Origin of the sequence: Neobacillus niacini, from assembly GCF_023715785.1 — a bacterium.
Lineage (GTDB): Bacteria > Bacillota > Bacilli > Bacillales > Cytobacillaceae > Neobacillus > Neobacillus niacini_E.
Genome location: NZ_JAMBOX010000001.1, coordinates 95,078 through 111,867, shown reverse-complemented (window position 1 = coordinate 111,867; position 16,790 = coordinate 95,078). Strand labels below are relative to the sequence as shown.

Annotated in this window: 28 protein-coding genes; all 28 read left to right on the top strand. The window is 39.3% G+C overall.

All coding sequences use genetic code 11. From position 1 onward, the window contains the following. Positions 1 to 53: 53 nt before the first annotated feature. Complete coding sequence (locus M3234_RS00600; RefSeq protein ID WP_262302817.1) at positions 54 to 449, top strand: hypothetical protein; 396 nt, start codon at positions 54 to 56, stop codon at positions 447 to 449. A gap of 255 nt (positions 450 to 704) precedes the next feature. Further along, positions 705 to 863, top strand: a complete 159-nt coding sequence (locus M3234_RS00595) for a hypothetical protein (protein WP_262303580.1) — start codon at positions 705 to 707, stop codon at positions 861 to 863. A gap of 125 nt (positions 864 to 988) precedes the next feature. Continuing rightward, complete coding sequence (locus tag M3234_RS00590; RefSeq protein ID WP_262302816.1) at positions 989 to 1,282, top strand: hypothetical protein; 294 nt, start codon at positions 989 to 991, stop codon at positions 1,280 to 1,282. Positions 1,283 to 1,285: 3 nt separating this feature from the next. After that, positions 1,286 to 1,684 (top strand): HNH endonuclease, encoded by a 399-nt coding sequence (locus M3234_RS00585; protein ID WP_262302815.1) that lies wholly within the window; start codon positions 1,286 to 1,288, stop codon positions 1,682 to 1,684. 171 nt (positions 1,685 to 1,855) lie between these two features. Further along, entirely contained in the window at positions 1,856 to 2,287 is a 432-nt protein-coding gene (locus M3234_RS00580; protein ID WP_262302814.1) for a phage terminase small subunit P27 family, read from the top strand. Beyond that, complete coding sequence (locus M3234_RS00575) at positions 2,284 to 3,963, top strand: terminase large subunit (protein ID WP_262302813.1); 1,680 nt, start codon at positions 2,284 to 2,286, stop codon at positions 3,961 to 3,963. Before M3234_RS00580 ends, M3234_RS00575 begins: the two co-directional genes overlap by 4 nt. Before the next feature lie 14 nt (positions 3,964 to 3,977). Beyond that, on the top strand, positions 3,978 to 5,237 hold the full coding sequence (locus M3234_RS00570) for a phage portal protein (RefSeq protein WP_262302812.1): 1,260 nt from the start codon (positions 3,978 to 3,980) through the stop codon (positions 5,235 to 5,237). Further along, positions 5,200 to 5,805: an HK97 family phage prohead protease gene (locus M3234_RS00565; RefSeq protein ID WP_262302811.1), complete on the top strand. Its 606-nt coding sequence runs from the start codon at positions 5,200 to 5,202 to the stop codon at positions 5,803 to 5,805. Before M3234_RS00570 ends, M3234_RS00565 begins: the two co-directional genes overlap by 38 nt. A 2-nt stretch (positions 5,806 to 5,807) precedes the next feature. After that, entirely contained in the window at positions 5,808 to 6,983 is a 1,176-nt protein-coding gene (locus tag M3234_RS00560) for a phage major capsid protein (RefSeq protein ID WP_262302810.1), read from the top strand. Between the two features lie 44 nt (positions 6,984 to 7,027). Further along, positions 7,028 to 7,186 (top strand): hypothetical protein, encoded by a 159-nt coding sequence (locus M3234_RS00555; RefSeq protein ID WP_262302809.1) that lies wholly within the window; start codon positions 7,028 to 7,030, stop codon positions 7,184 to 7,186. After that, the gene (locus M3234_RS00550) at positions 7,176 to 7,460 is read left to right on the top strand and encodes a head-tail connector protein (protein ID WP_262302808.1); all 285 of its coding nucleotides are present in this window, start codon (positions 7,176 to 7,178) and stop codon (positions 7,458 to 7,460) included. The genes M3234_RS00555 and M3234_RS00550 overlap by 11 nt, the downstream gene beginning before the upstream one ends. A gap of 11 nt (positions 7,461 to 7,471) precedes the next feature. Beyond that, complete coding sequence (locus tag M3234_RS00545; RefSeq protein WP_262302807.1) at positions 7,472 to 7,804, top strand: phage head closure protein; 333 nt, start codon at positions 7,472 to 7,474, stop codon at positions 7,802 to 7,804. A gap of 1 nt (position 7,805) precedes the next feature. Continuing rightward, positions 7,806 to 8,273 carry an HK97 gp10 family phage protein gene (locus M3234_RS00540; RefSeq protein WP_262302806.1) on the top strand — a complete coding sequence of 156 codons (468 nt, stop codon included), beginning with the start codon at positions 7,806 to 7,808 and terminating at the stop codon, positions 8,271 to 8,273. A 10-nt stretch (positions 8,274 to 8,283) separates the two neighbouring features. Continuing rightward, on the top strand, positions 8,284 to 8,664 hold the full coding sequence (locus M3234_RS00535) for a DUF3168 domain-containing protein (RefSeq protein WP_262302805.1): 381 nt from the start codon (positions 8,284 to 8,286) through the stop codon (positions 8,662 to 8,664). Positions 8,665 to 8,678: 14 nt separating this feature from the next. Continuing rightward, a complete protein-coding gene (locus tag M3234_RS00530; protein WP_262302804.1) occupies positions 8,679 to 9,380 on the top strand; it encodes a phage tail tube protein in 702 nt (233 codons plus the stop codon). Between the two features lie 49 nt (positions 9,381 to 9,429). Continuing rightward, the gene (locus M3234_RS00525; protein WP_262302803.1) at positions 9,430 to 9,795 is read left to right on the top strand and encodes a hypothetical protein; all 366 of its coding nucleotides are present in this window, start codon (positions 9,430 to 9,432) and stop codon (positions 9,793 to 9,795) included. Between the two features lie 68 nt (positions 9,796 to 9,863). Further along, entirely contained in the window at positions 9,864 to 10,133 is a 270-nt protein-coding gene (locus M3234_RS00520; RefSeq protein ID WP_262302802.1) for a hypothetical protein, read from the top strand. Continuing rightward, positions 10,134 to 12,395 (top strand): phage tail protein, encoded by a 2,262-nt coding sequence (locus M3234_RS00515; protein ID WP_262302801.1) that lies wholly within the window; start codon positions 10,134 to 10,136, stop codon positions 12,393 to 12,395. Positions 12,396 to 12,409: 14 nt separating this feature from the next. Next, positions 12,410 to 12,760 (top strand): DUF6711 family protein, encoded by a 351-nt coding sequence (locus M3234_RS00510; protein ID WP_262302800.1) that lies wholly within the window; start codon positions 12,410 to 12,412, stop codon positions 12,758 to 12,760. 10 nt (positions 12,761 to 12,770) lie between these two features. Beyond that, a complete protein-coding gene (locus tag M3234_RS00505) occupies positions 12,771 to 13,925 on the top strand; it encodes a hypothetical protein (RefSeq protein ID WP_262302799.1) in 1,155 nt (384 codons plus the stop codon). Between the two features lies 1 nt (position 13,926). Further along, positions 13,927 to 14,454, top strand: a complete 528-nt coding sequence (locus tag M3234_RS00500) for a hypothetical protein (RefSeq protein ID WP_262302798.1) — start codon at positions 13,927 to 13,929, stop codon at positions 14,452 to 14,454. A 2-nt stretch (positions 14,455 to 14,456) separates the two neighbouring features. Next, positions 14,457 to 14,729 (top strand): hypothetical protein, encoded by a 273-nt coding sequence (locus M3234_RS00495; RefSeq protein WP_262302797.1) that lies wholly within the window; start codon positions 14,457 to 14,459, stop codon positions 14,727 to 14,729. Between the two features lies 1 nt (position 14,730). Next, a complete protein-coding gene (locus M3234_RS00490) occupies positions 14,731 to 14,862 on the top strand; it encodes an XkdX family protein (RefSeq protein WP_262302796.1) in 132 nt (43 codons plus the stop codon). Between the two features lie 24 nt (positions 14,863 to 14,886). Beyond that, positions 14,887 to 15,246: a hypothetical protein gene (locus M3234_RS00485; RefSeq protein WP_262302795.1), complete on the top strand. Its 360-nt coding sequence runs from the start codon at positions 14,887 to 14,889 to the stop codon at positions 15,244 to 15,246. Continuing rightward, positions 15,233 to 15,586, top strand: coding sequence for a hypothetical protein (locus M3234_RS00480; RefSeq protein WP_262302794.1), 354 nt, complete (start codon positions 15,233 to 15,235; stop codon positions 15,584 to 15,586). The genes M3234_RS00485 and M3234_RS00480 overlap by 14 nt, the downstream gene beginning before the upstream one ends. Before the next feature lie 12 nt (positions 15,587 to 15,598). Then, a complete protein-coding gene (locus tag M3234_RS00475) occupies positions 15,599 to 15,835 on the top strand; it encodes a hypothetical protein (protein ID WP_262302793.1) in 237 nt (78 codons plus the stop codon). 10 nt (positions 15,836 to 15,845) lie between these two features. Beyond that, positions 15,846 to 15,983 carry a hypothetical protein gene (locus M3234_RS00470; protein ID WP_262302792.1) on the top strand — a complete coding sequence of 46 codons (138 nt, stop codon included), beginning with the start codon at positions 15,846 to 15,848 and terminating at the stop codon, positions 15,981 to 15,983. Positions 15,984 to 16,058: 75 nt separating this feature from the next. Then, entirely contained in the window at positions 16,059 to 16,688 is a 630-nt protein-coding gene (locus tag M3234_RS00465; protein WP_262302791.1) for a hypothetical protein, read from the top strand. Positions 16,689 to 16,790: the final 102 nt, after the last annotated feature.

Sequence of the window (16,790 nt, the reverse complement as noted above, 5' to 3'; positions counted from 1 at the left end):
GAAAGTCGATGATATTTTATGATTTTCGTACGTTAGAAGGCAGGTGAGCATGTTTGTATGAATGGCTGCGGGATTATCAAAAATTAGAAGAGGAAGTTTCGTATTTAGATTTTGAACTTGAACGTTATAAAAAAGAATTGAAAAGATGGGTTGAAGGGGATTTGTCAGGTGTTCCTTTAACTCAAGATTCAAGAGCATCAAAGTTAGAAGATATCATTGTTGCTACGGAATATGAATTAGCACACAAAATAAATGATCTCTATAATGCTAAGAAATTGATTAGTAAATTCAAAGGTTTAGAGAATAAAATTTTGTATATGAAGTATGTTGAAGGTAAAACATTAACAGAAACGGCTTACGAGTTAGGATACACGCCAGGACATATTTACAATAAGCATGCTCAAATTATTAAAATGATAAATTTCGCACATCATCTGAACTTAAGTTAAATTGAAGCGATAGAAACCATTGAAAATCCGGGGTATTCTAATAACATAAAATTCTATCAAAAGGACATCATCTAAATCGGATGGTGTCTTTTTATATTTACTCCATGCCTGGCTATGAATGACTGTATGACGCAGCATATCATAGCTTTGGATTCCTCCTGTCGGCCGTGATGCCAGCGGTTAAGGTATGGATCGGCACGGCTCGCCATCTGCCGAAGTAAAGATGGCTCTAATATTTATTAGCAGGTGATGCTGTTGAAAATTGAAGACCGATTATCCAATGAACAAAAACAGCAGCTGAATAATATTAAGTCACCTAAGAAAAAGAAACAAGAAAAGGTAAACTGGCCCGAGATCATGGGCATGAACAGGGATATCTATACCAGGAAGAATGGAGCTGTGAGGAGGAAATGATTAGAGTTATCCTAATCGCATTGTTACTGTGTGCCGGTGCATCTGTGAGTAATGCTGTACTCGAACCACCAGTAAGAACTAAGGATTGGAGATTCATTATTTAATATAAAAGGAGTTGTTGTGACATGGCTGAAAAGCGCGAGTCAAACAAAACATTAGGAACCATCCGTGAAGGAGAGTCTGTCAAACCTTTAAGTAACAGTCTTAAAGTAAAACTTGAATTGGATTGTGCCGAAGCATTGAAGGGATTAAAGGCAGTGACCAGAGCTGCAAAGAAAGCGACTGCCGCATTGAAAGAATTAGAGGAGCAAATCAATAAAAGTTCTGTAAACAATTCAATTACTTTGAATGTTGATGGAAGAAAACTCTCTGAACACAGGGTTCGTAAGGGTATGCCGGATGTTTGGATAGGTAAGTAACCAATGCTAAAGAGCTGCAAGTACTGTGGTGGTATTCACGACAGGAAGTATGTATGTCCTAGCAAGCCTGTTAGAAATAAACAACCTACCTACATTGACAAGTTCAGGTGCACTCGTGCTTGGACAAATAAGAGTAAACAAATAAGAGAACGTGACAAGCATCTTTGCCAGGTGTGTATCCGTAAGCTGCATAACACGCAGCAACAATATAACTTTACCAACATTGAGGTCCATCATATTGTTCCTATCGTGGAAGACTGGAACAAGAGACTGGATGATGACAACCTGATCAGCTTATGCAGCAATCATCATAAGATGGCAGACGCTGGGGAAATAGGCCGTGTCGAATTATTGGAAATTGCAAAGGCTCAGGAATTGTATGTCGAACAGGTTAAATTCTGACAATTAAATTGTTTGTCTAATAGAAACAATTCAGAATACTCCCCCCACCTTTGAATTTTCTGACAATTTAAATTCTGAGACCACGACTCCACTTTTGCTCGAAAAAAATTCCCGAAATGAAAATATCTAGGAGGTGAGGAAATGGCAAGGCCATCGAAAAGCGTAAAAACCATGAGCAAAAACTTAACAAAAGATGAAATTGCGGTAAGAACGCAAGTGGAGGAAAAGCTAAAAGGTGCTGCAGATAATATTTCCCCTCCTAAACATTTGAATGCCAGGCAGAAGAAAATCTTTAACTATGTTGTTGAAGAATTGCATGTCAGTGGAATCTTGGGGAATTTGGATGTTTATATTTTGGGGACTTTCGCCATTGCTATAGATCGCTTACAGAATATTGAAAAGCTGATTAATAAAGATATCGAAAAGCTTTTAGATAAAGATCTAATGCGAGCTAAAGAAAAATATACAAAAGACTTTTTCCGATGTTGTACTGAGTTAAGCCTATCGCCTCAAAGCCGGGCCAAATTAGGGAACATCAATTTCCAGGTGAAAGCAAAGGAAGATGATCCACTCCTGAAAGTCCTGGCGGGTGGTAAGAAGTGATTTTTGAAAAAGCGGTTCGCTACGCTGAGAGGGTTGCAGCTGGCAAAGAAATTACGACTAAAGAAGTAATCATACAGTGTAAATGGTTTTTAAAGGATTTGGAAAGGCAGCATGACGATGATTTTCCCTATTATTTTGATGAGACTGAAATTGAAACGATAGAAGGAATCTTGTCTTTACTCAATTTTGCTACTGGATTAGGGGTAACGGGTAAAACTATTTTGGATGGCTTGGAAGGATTCCAGGCTTTTTTTCTTGTTAATATTTTTGGTTGGCGATTTAAAGAGGATCCTGATAAGTTTCGATACCGGGATGTCACTCTATTTATTCCGAGGAAAAATGCAAAAACGTTCATTTGTGCTCTGATTTTTATCATTCTAATGCTTACTGAGGATGATTATTCAGAGTTTTATTCTATTTGTTTGGATCGGGAATTGGCCGGGGAAGTAAAAAAGGCCATGACCCAAATTCTAAAAGCAAGTCCCTATATTGGAAAATACTTTGTGGTTCCGAAAACACTTAGCGGTAAGATTATTTGCAAATTGACCAATAGTTTTTATCAGGCCAGAACTGGAGAGGCAAACAAGAATAACACCATTCGTCCATCGGCATTTATCGCCGATGAGGTTGGAGCATTTAAGGACTACGGCAATATAAACGCCATGAAATCTGGCCAGCTGAACGTTAAGAACCCACTACGATTTAAGCTGACCACGGCATATGCTGAAGACAAGTCCATCATGCTTGAGGAACTGGCATATATCAAAAAAGTGTTTGCCGGCATTATTGAAGATGACCGGATGTTTGCGCTGCTTTATTATGCCGAACCGGAACATCTTTGGGACGACACCGGGCTATACCAGGCGAATCCTTTAAGAATTGAAGAAAACTACAATGAAATCCGGGATAGCCGTAAGGCGGCATTGGAGAAACCGGCTGAACGTGAAGAATATCTTTGTAAGCACATGAACCATTTTCTACCGTCCAACAGCGGCGAAGCTTATGTGAATATTGAAGATGTCCGGAAATGCAAAATTGATAGTTTTGATTGGTCCGGCCGGCAGGTGTGGTTAGGGTTAGACTTGGCTATGACCAATGATAACTGCTCCTACTCAATGGTCACGGAAGAGGACTGGAAGATCTACGCTGAATCCTTTGCGTTTGTCCCAACAGAACGTATTCCTGAGAAAAATCGGCTGGAAAAAATCAATTACTATGAATTTATTAAGCAGGGAGTTTGCTTTGCTTGTGGTGACATGACTGTGGATTATGGTTTTATCGAGGAAATGATCCTAGCAATAGAAGAAAAGCATAAAGTTATTGTTGTTGGAATTGCTTATGACCGCTATAACTGTTTGTCTACGGCCCAGCGGCTTGAACGTGATGGATATAAAACCGTAGAAGTTAAGCAGCATTCTAGCGTTCTCCACCCAGCGACAAAATTATTAAAAGAGAAAATACTTAATAAAGAATTCCACTATACAGAAAATGGCCTGTTAGAGGAGAATTTTCAAAACGCCAAGGTCACCGAGGACGCAAACAAAAATATTTATGTTAATAAGAAAAAATCCACAGGTAAAGTTGATATGGTTGTTAGCTTAATTAATGCCATATATCTGCTGCAACAAGATGTAATCTTCAATCCGGATGCTAATTTTGGTGCTCAGGTTATATAGAAGGAGGTGAGAATGTGGGATTGTGGCAAAGATGGCGGGAATTTAGGCAATATCGACAGGAACAGCGTGAGGGCATTTCCCTCGAGGAGCTGCTATTAAGCGCAGGGCTAATAACCGGTGATATTACCAAAGAGCAGGCTTTAAATATTCCGGCTGTAAGTGCATGTGTTGGAATTATCTCCGATACGGTTGCCTCTCTGCCAATTCAATTGTATAAGGCTGAAAATGGGAAAGTAACCGAGATCGATAGCGATAACCGTCTTTCATTATTAAACGATGATACGGAGGACACCTTAGACGGCTTTCAGTTTAAAAAGGCCCTTGTAGAGGACTTTTTACTAAATGGTGCTGGATATGCTTTTATTAATCGGCAACGAAATGCAATAAAAAGCTTGCATTATGTGGACTATAGGAACGTCGCAATCAATATGAATGTGGATCCAATATTTAAGGATTACGATATTCTTGTTCACGGTAATACCTATCGGGACTTTGAGTTTTTAAAACTCACTAGGAAAAGTAAAGATGGTATTACCGGTAAGGGGATTATCCACGAAAATAACAAAATTTTATCAGTCGCCTATAACTCTTTAATTTTCGAGGAGATTTTAGTCAAAACCGGTGGCAATAAGAAGGGATTTATTAAAAGCCAGGGGCGGTTGAGCAAGGAAGCTATTGAAGAATTAAAGGCAGCTTGGAAAAAACTATATGGAAACAATTCGGAAAACGTTGTTGTTTTGAACAATGGCCTAGATTTTCAGGAAGCATCCAATACTTCCGTAGAGATGCAGCTAAATGAAAATAAGCGGACCAATTCGGCCGAAATTTCCAAGATATTTATTGTCCCTCAGTCTATTTTGGATGGAACGGCCAGCGATGAAGTTTATAACAATTGGATAAAGGTTTGTATCCTACCTATTTTGATAGCTTTACAGACCTCCTTAAACAAAGACCTATTGCTACCAAGCGAAAAAGGGTCTTTTTATTTTGCCTTTGACACGAAAGAACTGCTTAAAGGCGATATTGAAAAGCGGTTTAAGGCTTATGAAATTGCTACTAAAAATGGAATCTTACAAATTGATGAGATTCGTTATTTAGAAGATTACGAGCCACTAGGTTTAGATTTCATTAAATTGGGCTTACAGGATGTTCTCTATAATCCGAAAACGAAGGAAATCTACACACCTAATACAAATAAAACGGCTGACATTGGAAAACCGGGAGGAGGTGATGACAATGAGAATAGAGATCCGAGGGAACCAGGTGCTGCTTGACGGTTATGTTAATGCTGTGGACCGCGAAAGCAGGGTGCTGCCATCACCGCGTGGACGGTTTAAGGAAAAAATCAAGCCGAAAACTTTTGAAAGAGCACTCCAAAAGGCTGATGATGTGGAATTGCGATTTAATCATGACCAAAACCGTAAATTAGGGTCCATCAAAGCAGGAAACCTTCAGCTTTACGAGGACAATATTGGTTTGCGTGCAATTGCCACAGTAACCGATGTAGAAGTCATCTCGAAGGCTAAAAATGGTGAGTTGAGAGGCTGGTCATTTGGGTTTATCGACAATAAACCATGCTGGGAAGATGGTTCTGACGGTATTCAGCACCGAACATTAGAGGATATTGACCTCTTGGAAGTGTCTATTTTGGATATAACGCCGGCTTACATTGCTACCTCCATCGAGGCTCGCGGTGAAGAAGAGGTTATCACTGAAAATCGCTCTGATGAATTTAAAGCAGAGATTGAGGACTTATCTTCCAAAAATGAAAAGCGAGAAAAAGTTGATCATTCTCTTTTTGAAAGAGAAATAGAATATCTTAAATTGAAAGGTGGAAAATAAACATGCCATTTTACAAAGTACTAGCTAAACCAGTAATTGAATACCGTTCTATGCCTACTCTATTAGAGCAACGTAACAATCTAATGGATGAAATGGACGGCATCCTGAAAAAAGTAAAAGAGGAAACCCGTGCTTTTACAGATGATGAGACAAAGCGATTCGATGAAATTAAAGGCGAAGTCGCAAAAATTGATAAAACGATTGCAGCTGAGGCAGAGGCGCGTTCACTAGATAAAAAGAAGCCGGTTAAAAAGACCGAGGTTGAGGAGCGCGCAGCTGCTGAAGAGCGTGCTTTCGCCAACTATATTCGTGGTGTTGTGGAAGATCGGGCGGATGTTAATCTAACTGTTGGTGATAATGGCGCTGTTATTCCATCTACTATTGCAAATAAAATTATCAAGAAAGTTTACGATATTTCTCCTATTTATCAGTTGGCTACTCGTTATAATGTAGGCGGTACCTTGAGCATCCCTTACTACGATGAGGACACTCAAAGCATTACAATGGCATACGCCACTGAATTTGTTGAGTTGGAGTCCACTTCTGGTAAGTTTAAAAGCATTGAACTGAAAGGGTTCCTAGCTGGTGCACTAAGCAAGGTATCGAAGTCTTTAATCAATAACTCTCAATTTGATATTGTAAGCTTTGTTATTGCTGCTATGGCCGATTCAATCGCAAAATGGATTGAAAAAGAATTGCTTATTGGTACAGTCGATAAGGTTGCTGGCCTTAGCACCTTAAAGCAGAAAGTAACCGCAGCAAGTCAAACGGCGGTTACTGCAGATGAATTAATCGATTTGCAAGAAACTGTCCCAGATCTATATCAAGCCGGAGCCATTTGGATTATGAATAAAACAACTCGAACTGCGATTAGAAAATTAAAAGATGGCCAAGGAAACTATTTGCTAAATAAGGATGCTACTGCACGCTGGGGTTATACGTTGTTAGGTAAAGACGTTTATACATCAGATAATATGTCCGCTATGGGAGCAGGTAAAACCGCAATCTATTATGGCGATATGAGTGGTCTTGCAGTTAAATTATCTGAGGATGTGTCCATCGAAGTACTTCGAGAAAAATTTGCCACTCAGCACGCAATTGGCGTTGTTGCATGGATGGAACTCGACTCTAAGGTTGAGAACGAACAGAAAATTGCCAAATTAGTCATGAAGGCTTAATGAGAGTGGGTTTATCTCACTCTCTTTTTTTAGGGGGTGACAGGATGAAAGTAAAGGCATTAGTTAGTTTTGCCGGTGTGGTCACCATGGGTGTTGGCGAGGTAAAAGAAATCAAGGATAAGGCTATTTGCGAGGATCTGCTTCAGGCAGGTTATGTGGAAGAAGTTAAATCCACAAAAAAGGTGAAATCCGATGAAAATTAGTGAAGTAAAGATAAACGATTTGAAGGATTATGCTCATGTTTATCACAACGAGGACGATAAAGTTTTTGATGCCATTCTGGCGGCATGCAAGTCTTATATTAGCGGATATACCGGCCTAACAACCGAGAAAATGGACACTAAAGAGGATTTAACGATTGCTCTCAAGGTGCTCGCAAATGAAATGTATGATAATCGCTCGTTTTCCGTTGAAAATGACAAGATAAATCCCGTTATTAAATCCATCTTGGACATGCACTCTATCAATTTGTTATAGGGGGGATTTTATTGACTAGATACAGGATAAATTCGGGAGAATTTCGACATGTCATAACATTTCAAAAAATATCAGGTACTCAAAACAGTTACGGCGAAAAGTCTAAAGATTGGGTGGATGTTATAAAATCCCGTGCCGGCATATATCCGGTGTCTGGTAAGGAATTTTTCGCGGCTGAAACAGTAAATAGCGAGGTTACTCATAAGGTTAATTTGCGTTATCTCTCTGGCATTACACCTGATATGCGAATAAAGTTTGGAGAACGTTTTTTTAGCATTATTTCTGTCATTAACTTTCAGGAAAAAAACATTGAGCTCCAGCTGCTATGCAAGGAGATGATCTAATATGGCCAGCAATTATCCCGAAATTGAAGGTTTTTCTGAATTAATGCGCCAGTTAGAAAGGCTTGAAAAGGTTCCAAAGAGCGTTACTACCAAGGCCGCACGAGATGGTATTAAAGATCCTTTAAAAGACGCAAAGACAAATGCTCCGGAATTGTCAGGCACATTGAAAAACGGAATTATAAAAATTTTGGAAAAGTCTCCTCGGCGTAAGGCTAAATCTGTTTATCGAATCGTCTTTGACAGGGCACTTAATCCGGTATTCCAAAAGCCGATTAAAAACCCTGGTATTTATGGTGGTAAAAAGCCAACTGGTTATTATCCAGTATCACAGGAATTCGGTTTTAATACAGCTAATGGTTACGAATATGGTCTTTACTTTGTACGTGACGCTTTAGCAGAAAATGAAGCTGAATCCACAAGAAAAATAGTTAAACGATTAGGAAAAGAAATAGACAAGTTATTAAGGTGAGGTGTTTTTGATGAACTTTGAGGATGCTTTGAGGGCTGAATTCGAAACAATTACCGGTCTAACCAATAAAATATTCCCCTTAAACGCACCTGAAGGGGAAAAGGCACCTTTTATTGTTTACGTATCCAGTGACGGTGTTCCGGATAAAAGTCTGCAAGGTTATCTGAGTACTAGAGAGATACCTTGTGAAATTTATATTTTGCATGATAGTTACGCTGGTATGAAAGCTATAACAAAAGAGGTAGTGGCGAAAATTTTATCTTTCCAAGGGCGCGTAATCGGAGAAAATGGTCCATTTATTCAAAATGCCACTTTTGAGGAACCTGTTGAACGTTATGAGAAGGAAATATCTCTTTATAGATCAGCGTTCGATTTAAGAGTTAAATTTTAAGGAGTGATAATAACATGCCTCAAGCAATGGGTACAAAAATTATGATCGGGGCCAATAGCGTTGCCGATTTAACCAGTATTGGCGGTTTAGAACCAAGCGCTGATACTATTGAAACTACCACACTTGATAGTGTAAATGGTTGGCGAACATTTGCGCAGGGTTTAAAAGATGGTGGGGAAGTTTCACTAAGCGGTTTTTTAAATGCCGGTGATACTAACGGCCAGGTAGCTCTTTATAACGCATTCAATTCGGGAGCATTGACTCCATTTACGATTTTATTTCCATTTGGTGCATCCTGGACGTTCAATGGAATCGTGACCGGGGTTAACACTGGCGCAGAAATAGAGAACAATGTCAGCTTTGAATCAACGATTAAGGTATCTGGCCAACCGACTCTAGGATTAACACCTTCCGGTGGGCTGACAGCATTATCATTGACTGGTACCGGCGGCGCGTTGACACCTGCATTTAACGTTAACAACAACTTGTATGCGTTTAGCGGTGTCACAGCAACATCTGTCACACTTACTGCGACTGCTGCAAACCACACGATCAATCTATTTGTGGACGGAGTCCTCACACAAACGCTCGCTAGCGGCCAAGCATCAGCTCCAATCCCGATTACTGCGGTCGGTTCTAAGAAACTTACGATTATGGCTCAAGAACCGAACAAGGCACCAAAATTATATGAAATTGCATTGATTAAAACTGCTTAAAGACTAGGGATTATTCTCTAGTCTTTTTATTTGTTAAGGAGGGAATGTAATGGCGGATAAAAACGATGTAGTCATTATTAATCTTGACCGTCCACGGGAATTACGGTTTGGGCATAGGGCAATGAAAAAATTACTAGCTATTACTGGTAAAACTATTGAGGAATTCAATATTGAGGATTTTGAATTTGAAGACATAGAAAAAGTCATATGGTGCGGTCTTCTTTCCGATGCCAAGGAGAACAATGAAACTTTGAAACTTGAGGACATGGAAGACCTTCTCGATCAGGCTCCTTACAAAGAAATCATGGGCAAGTTGGGTCAGGCGTTTAATGCGGCGTTCGGTGATGATGGGACGGCAGATGAAAAAAACTTACAACGGGTTGTGGAGAAGAGCAAAAAAACCAAGAAGAAGTAAAATTTGATTGGGAAATGTCTCTTAAATCCGCAATCCACATTGGAATAAGTCTATCAGACTATAACGAAATGACACCTTACGAACTCAGCTTATGCATTAAGGATTTTAATGAAAAGCAAAAAATAGAACATGAAAAACGAAAAATACAATTTGAAGAGGAACTAACAGTTGCATATTTTGGAGCATATTGGCAACGGGTTGAAAAGTTGTCTATTAAAAACCTTAAAGAGGTTATAGACAAGATAAATCAGCCTACTAACAAAAAACAAATGACTAATGAAGAAATGCTCAACAAAGTAAAACAATTGAACGCTGCATTAGGCGGGGAGGTGAGATAAATGGCATTACGTAACCTTTTAGTGCGTATTGGTGCAGACTTAAGCGGTCTACAAAAGGGAATGAAGCAAGCCCAATCGCAAATGAAAAGTTTTGCTGGAAGGATGGCCGGAATCCTCGCAGGTATCGGTACTGGATTGACACTTAAAGAAGGAATCGAGGATGCAATTAAGTTTGAGGCTATCATGGGAACTGTTAGTGGTACCTTGGGCTCAAGTATGAAAGATTTCGTGAAGTGGCAAAACACAGTCGGCGCGGCGATGGGGTTTAGTAAGTTAGAGACAGCAAAGATGGCCAATGAGTTTTCTTTACGTTTAAAGGAGACTGCAAAAGACTCTCAAGATTTACTAACAAAGACCACAGATTTAATGAAGGCTGCAGCAATTATTCGTTCAAAGACAGGTATGGAAATGACCGAGATTTCTGACCGTATGCGATCAGCAATGAACCAAGAGGCTGATGGTGCCGACGAATTAGGAATCGATGTACGTGTAGCGGCTGTCACCATGTCAAAGGCTTATAGAGATATTGCTAAAAGCGCACCCTGGGATTCATTAAGTTCAGGGATGAGAAAAGCGGTTCTCGCTCAGTATATTGTTGAAAAGACTCAAGCCAACTTTGGGTGGGAGATTGCAAATAATACAGCTTTGTTAAAAGGTAACTTTATAGCTGCCCTCAGTGATACCAGGATGGCGCTTGGACAAGCTTTCCTCCCAATCCTCAACATTGCGTTACCGATATTGACCACTTTTATGAGATATGTTGAAAAGGCATTTCAAACGTTTGCCGGGTTTATGAGAGCGCTGTTCCCGAAAGCAAATATAAAAGCTGGTGAGGCACAAACGGCGTCAATTCAGAATCAAACAAGTGCAACAAACGATTTGGGAAATGCTGTTGAAAAAGCAGCTAAAAAGAAAGCAAAAGCCGACAAGGCTGCTTCCAGAGGTGTTGCTGGTTTTGATGAAGTAAACACGCTAAATGAGCCTTCTTCGGGTGGTGATTCTGGAGGTGCAGGTGCAGGTGCAGGGGGCGCTGGTGCAGGTGCAGGCCTTGGCGGTGGCTTTGATCCAGGTGAATCAGAGGATAAGATTACTAAAATCTCCGAAAAAGTAAAAGAATTCGCTGAAAAAGTGAAGAAGTTCTTTGCTCCAGCTATCGAAATGTTTAAAAAAGCTTGGGGGGCCGTATCCGACTTTTTTATACAGAAAGTAAAAGGTATGGCATCATTTTGGAAAGAAAATGGGGCTATGTTTGTTCAAGCAATGAAAAATATTTGGACATACATTCAGCCAATCATAGCTTTTGTAGTGACTTTTATTTGGGACTCGATCAAAGGTCTGATAAACGGCGTCATTCAATTTTTCCAAGGTTTGATGAAGTTTATTGGTGGTGTGTTTACAGGAAACTGGAGTAAAGCCTGGGAAGGTTTGAAAGATATCTTTATCGGAGCGTTCAAAGCAATTTGGAACTTTACAAATTTAACCTTTATTGGTGGAATTAAAAAATCCATTGTGGAACTCGTGACAAGCGGTGGAAAAGCATTCCTAAAATTCGCCGATGATTTAAAAAAGCCACTAGAAAATGTTTTGCCGGGCATTTTGAATTTTTTCAAAAATACCTGGAACAATATTAGGCTGATAATTACCGATTTCGGACTGTTTTGGGATAGAATGATCTTCAATCTAGGTTTGAAATGGTTTGAGTTTAGCACGAAACTAGGAAGTGTAGGTAAAGCTGCTTGGGATGGAATCAAAGGGGCATTTAGTGGTGCGGTGGAATGGTTTGCTCGTTCCGTTATCACCCCGATTGTCAATAAGTTCGAATCCATCAAAGATGCGTTTAAAAGCGGATTCACTAGCGGCATCCGAGCTATTATTAATACTTGGATAGACGCTTTGAACGAACCCATCAAATTGCTGAAAAATTTCAGTGTGGCCGGGAATAAACCTTTTAGCGGACTCCCTTTAATTAATCGTATCCCAGCTCTAGCAAAGGGCGGCATTACAAACGGACCGACACTGGCGCTAATCGGGGATAACCCTGGTGGTAAAGAAGTAGTGTCTCCATTGGATAAACTGCAGGATATTGTAGCTGGCGCTGTCGGAACTGCGGTAATGCAAGCAATGCAGTTTAGCAAACCTTCCACCTCTGGCGGAGATATCTTGTTAAATATCGATGGCCGAACCTTCGCAAGAATTGTAAAACCGTTTTTGGAAAATGAGAATCAGCGTGTGGGTAATAATGTTAAATTAAATCCAATTTAAAAGGCGGTGGGTAAATGGCGCTAATCAGTGTTAATGGGGTGGATTTACCTACCCCTAGTGATTACGATGTGGGAATTATGGATCTAAGTAAAGCAGAGCGAAATGTCCGTGGCGAAATGATTATCGAACGCATAGCTACAAAACGGAAAATTGAATTGGGATGGTCATACCTTACCGGTGCACAATACAGCCAGGTATTAAACGCTGTGGACCCGGTTTTTTTTTCAGTTACTTATTTTGACCCGAAAATTAACGGAATGAAGACAGGTACTTTTTATTCTGGCGACAGGCAGGCCCCAATGATGCGTTTTGATAATGGAGTGGCCAGCTGGAAAGACATTAAGTTTAATCTTATAGAAAAGTAGGTGCGTAAAGATGTTGGAAGTAAGTCAAAAATTTAAAGATAACATTTATGCGCCTATTCGTAAGATAACAGCAAGGATTTATTTTACCTTGTATGGCAATACCAAAATGTATGACAGCAAGATTATTAGCTTGAATTTGCTTGAAGAAATGAACACCATTAATAATACACTGCCCTCAAATGAGCTTAAGGTAACACTTGATAATACTGCCGGGGATTTCAATATTTTAAATTTATCTAAGCAGCAAGAAATCATCGCCAGCCGGCCGAAAATCGTTGTGGAATTTGGTTTGGACTTTGAGGACGGATCTGCAATTGAATGGGTGCCTATGGGTACCTATTTTTTAATTGAATGGAAAAATGAAACGGCAGCCATGAGTATTTCACTAATCGGCCGGGATAATCTCGATATGTTATCCCAAGTGTCCTACACACCGATAGCTGGCAGTATTACCTTGTATAACTTAGCTGTGGATGTACTGACCAAAGCCGGTATTACCAATTATTCCATCGATGATAGTTTAAAGTTGATTACTACTACCGGATTTTCGGACCGTTTGGACAGCCGGACAGCCTTGCAGCATATCGGGGTTGCCAGTAAGAGCGCGGTTTATCAGGACCGTAATGGCGTTATTATCATTAAGCCTTTTAAGGTGTTAGATCAAAGTAGCAACTATTTATCTCATGCTGGTTCACAAAGAAGTGCATTGGGAGGGTTTTATGCTGGCGCCTCCTCTTATCCTGCCGTTTTAACAGATTTTGATATGAAAATAATTGACTATGACAATATTTTTCAAGAACCGGAAGTTAGCCTGGAAAAGTCCCCTTACGAGGTTATAGTAAATGTCTATGAACCTGGCGGAACGCGGGAAGTCGTTTACATCAACAGTAGCATAAATGGTAAAAATGGTGCCTCGTTTAAAATTGATAATCCATTGATTAATACGGAATCACTTGCTGCTGAAGTGGCAGCATGGATTATCGCTGAGTCCAATTGGAATGCTGTTTATAAAACAGTATGGCGGCAAAATCCAATCCTCGAATGCGCTGACGTCATTTTAGTGGAAGACAGTTTCGATGCTAAAAAACAGACCAGGATTTTTAAGCAGGAATTTGAATTTATCGGGTATTTAAGAGGCAATACCGAAAGTCGAGGTGGTATTTGAAATGTCTTATTCAAAAACAGTGTGGAAAGATAGACAGGTTCAAAAACCGTTAACATTCACACAAAAAAATAACGGAGATGGGACCATAACACTTACTCCGGCCGAAGGAACAATTGTTGAACCTGGTACTCCTCTAAATGCTGATAATCTGAATAATTTAGAAAAACAATATGATGAAGCAAAGGCGTATACAGATCAACAAATTACTGACTTAAAAAAAGTCGGTGTAGGTATGACGGGGTTGTTTAATGGATGGACGGATGCCGGCGGTAGCCATATGTGGTTGGATAAAGACGGTGTTTGTCATGGGTATTATATGATCAGGAACGGGTCACCTAATGCTGGTATTGCAGTAACACTTATGCCATATAAACCAGTGAAACAAATGTTTTTTATAGGATATGCTGACGCAAGTAGTGACAGGGTTCTATATACAATTGATCCTGACGGATATATTAGATTTGAGAGAGGATTCTCAGTGCCGAGTGGTTATTTTATATTGTTAAACTTTAGTTATAAGGTTGTGTAGTCATGAAAACAGTTTATAAAATTGATGCTGATGGATATTTGCTAGACTGTGTAATATTAAAACCAGATGAAAAATTACCTGAAGATTGTGTGGATGTGCCAATGCCAGAGGGTATTTTTCTGCCGGCAAAATTTGAAAACGGTGAATGGAAGTCAACACTTACACAAGAAGAAATCGATAGATTACTTAACTCTCCTAAAATAAAGACCGAGTTAGAAATATTAAAAGAAACGGTTGATCAGCTGGTACTCGATAACCTCATGAGGGGGATATAGTATGTTTGAGACTTTACATCGCTTGTATAATGAAGGTCGTTTATCAAAAGAAGGCGTGGCCAATGCTGTTTCAAAAGGCTGGATTTCGCCGGATCAATATTATGAAATCACAGGCGAACCATACAGCGCCTGATTTTTATTTTAAGGAGGTTTTGATATGCCTTTAGATCAAAGACAATATGCACACGCCATGGAATTAGACACAGCCACAGATAAACCAATGCCCAAGGTCGCTGCCCAACTAACGGGCAGTAATGTTTTACAAGGTAAACTAAAAAATGTTGTCACAGCAGGCACAAGAGTACGACTGGATGACATTCCTTGTCGTGAGGTTACTGTTATTGCTCGCAAAGGAAATACAGGCTCTATTTATGTTGGAGGGGCGGATGTGTCATCGTCTGTTTTTGGAGTTGAACTAGCAGCGAAGGACAGTTTTACTTTTATCGTCAACAATGCAAATTTGATTTATATTGATGCTTCTGTAAGTGGAGAGGGTGTTTCATATGTCGCGGTTTAGGGAATCAAACTCGACTAAAGCAAATAAAAAGCAAGAGGACTGGATATCACCAACTTTACTAAATGGATGGACAGGTACATTCAGGTATAGAAAAAACAGTATAGGACAAGTCGAGTACCAAGGAGTAATAGTCGTAGGGACAGGGACAACGGGCACTACGATTATGACACTTCCAACAGAATATCGAAATGGTTTAGGCATGCACATTCTACACGCTTTTGACGGTTCAAGTGGTGCGATTCTTCCGATTAGAATTAGAGATAATGGCGATGTAGTTTTAGCTGGAACTTTCACAACTGGCAGATCAATGCACCTTTCAGGTGCGTATGCTACAACTTAAAGAGGTGATACCATGAAACGTATAATCGACAAGAAAACAAAACTATTTTTACGTGATGATTTTACTTATGACAAAGAAAGCGAAATTGCCATTGAGGTTGAACCAGCTCAAGGATTTTATATCCCCAAATGGGATGGTGAGAAGTGGGTAGAAGGTGGGCAAAAGCCCGAACAAAAGCCACAATCGCCAACAGCAGAAGAACGTTTAGAAATGTTGGAAATGGCAGTATTATCATTATTGATGGAATAGGAGAATGGAGATGAGCGATATGTACGGATTTTTATTAAATATGTGGGTTATGGGTAAAATTGATGAAGCGTATCTTGAAGCGCAAGTAGTAAAAGGGCGCATTACAAAAGAAGAAAAAGACATGATTTTAGCGACTCCTCAAATCTAAACGAATGGGTTCCAGGTAAAAGGATATTTCCTCTTTTTGTCGAAATTAATAGGTGAAAGGAGGAATTTTTAAAGCATGAATTATACAGAATCGAAGTTAAATGAAGCAAAATTTTTCTTAGATAAGCTAGCCGAATTTTATTCAAAATATCCGGAATTTAACTATTACTTAAATGCCTTTATTGGTTCTGCAAGATCAATATTGTGGGTAATGAATAGTGAATTTAATAAGTTGGATAAATGGGATGAGTGGTATCAATCATATGAATTAAATAAAGAAGAAAACCAATTTTTGAAAAAAATAAATGATTTAAGAATAACTTCCGTAAAAAGACATCCTTTGGAGGCATCAGAGATAATTAATCTGGAAGTTGTGGAGGAGTCAGTAACAGATGAATTGAAAGAAAAACTAAAAAAATTTGATAAAAAAAGAGTTGATATTGAAATGTCAATTAAAGAAGATGGAGAAAACGCCACTACCAATAAAGATAATGAGGTATCATTTAAAGTTAAATTAAAGAATGGTTATCTTATTGTTGATGATTTTCCAGATTTAGATATACTTGACGTTTGTAAAAAATATTATTCCCTTTTGGAGTTAATTGTAAAAGAGTGCATAGAGAAATTTGGTTCTTTTGTAGATGATGAAAAAAATAGTTGGAAACGTATTTGGAAATTTGATAATGGTGATGTTTTGAAAACGTGAATATGGTATCGATTAAGCATCCATCCATCGGGGGTGCTTTTTAGCTATCACGCTAACGGGGGTCGTTTGTTAGATAACAATCCATTGATGTGAAAAAGGATA

Bases quoted from the DNA above. Each gene is read 5' to 3' on its own strand.
- M3234_RS00485 (WP_262302795.1), top strand. From the start codon at position 14,887: ATGCCTTTAGATCAAAGACAATATGCACACGCCATGGAATTAGACACA.
- M3234_RS00565 (WP_262302811.1), top strand. From the start codon at position 5,200: ATGAGAATAGAGATCCGAGGGAACCAGGTGCTGCTTGACGGTTATGTT.
- M3234_RS00580 (WP_262302814.1), top strand. From the start codon at position 1,856: ATGAGCAAAAACTTAACAAAAGATGAAATTGCGGTAAGAACGCAAGTG.
- M3234_RS00500 (WP_262302798.1), top strand. From the start codon at position 13,927: ATGTCTTATTCAAAAACAGTGTGGAAAGATAGACAGGTTCAAAAACCG.
- M3234_RS00590 (WP_262302816.1), top strand. From the start codon at position 989: ATGGCTGAAAAGCGCGAGTCAAACAAAACATTAGGAACCATCCGTGAA.
- M3234_RS00555 (WP_262302809.1), top strand. From the start codon at position 7,028: ATGAAAGTAAAGGCATTAGTTAGTTTTGCCGGTGTGGTCACCATGGGT.
- M3234_RS00480 (WP_262302794.1), top strand. From the start codon at position 15,233: ATGTCGCGGTTTAGGGAATCAAACTCGACTAAAGCAAATAAAAAGCAA.
- M3234_RS00540 (WP_262302806.1), top strand. From the start codon at position 7,806: ATGGCCAGCAATTATCCCGAAATTGAAGGTTTTTCTGAATTAATGCGC.
- M3234_RS00470 (WP_262302792.1), top strand. From the start codon at position 15,846: ATGAGCGATATGTACGGATTTTTATTAAATATGTGGGTTATGGGTAAA.
- M3234_RS00530 (WP_262302804.1), top strand. From the start codon at position 8,679: ATGCCTCAAGCAATGGGTACAAAAATTATGATCGGGGCCAATAGCGTT.
- M3234_RS00535 (WP_262302805.1), top strand. From the start codon at position 8,284: ATGAACTTTGAGGATGCTTTGAGGGCTGAATTCGAAACAATTACCGGT.
- M3234_RS00505 (WP_262302799.1), top strand. From the start codon at position 12,771: ATGTTGGAAGTAAGTCAAAAATTTAAAGATAACATTTATGCGCCTATT.
- M3234_RS00465 (WP_262302791.1), top strand. From the start codon at position 16,059: ATGAATTATACAGAATCGAAGTTAAATGAAGCAAAATTTTTCTTAGAT.
- M3234_RS00520 (WP_262302802.1), top strand. From the start codon at position 9,864: ATGACACCTTACGAACTCAGCTTATGCATTAAGGATTTTAATGAAAAG.
- M3234_RS00560 (WP_262302810.1), top strand. From the start codon at position 5,808: ATGCCATTTTACAAAGTACTAGCTAAACCAGTAATTGAATACCGTTCT.
- M3234_RS00515 (WP_262302801.1), top strand. From the start codon at position 10,134: ATGGCATTACGTAACCTTTTAGTGCGTATTGGTGCAGACTTAAGCGGT.
- M3234_RS00495 (WP_262302797.1), top strand. From the start codon at position 14,457: ATGAAAACAGTTTATAAAATTGATGCTGATGGATATTTGCTAGACTGT.
- M3234_RS00525 (WP_262302803.1), top strand. From the start codon at position 9,430: ATGGCGGATAAAAACGATGTAGTCATTATTAATCTTGACCGTCCACGG.
- M3234_RS00510 (WP_262302800.1), top strand. From the start codon at position 12,410: ATGGCGCTAATCAGTGTTAATGGGGTGGATTTACCTACCCCTAGTGAT.
- M3234_RS00490 (WP_262302796.1), top strand. From the start codon at position 14,731: ATGTTTGAGACTTTACATCGCTTGTATAATGAAGGTCGTTTATCAAAA.
- M3234_RS00550 (WP_262302808.1), top strand. From the start codon at position 7,176: ATGAAAATTAGTGAAGTAAAGATAAACGATTTGAAGGATTATGCTCAT.
- M3234_RS00475 (WP_262302793.1), top strand. From the start codon at position 15,599: ATGAAACGTATAATCGACAAGAAAACAAAACTATTTTTACGTGATGAT.
- M3234_RS00585 (WP_262302815.1), top strand. From the start codon at position 1,286: ATGCTAAAGAGCTGCAAGTACTGTGGTGGTATTCACGACAGGAAGTAT.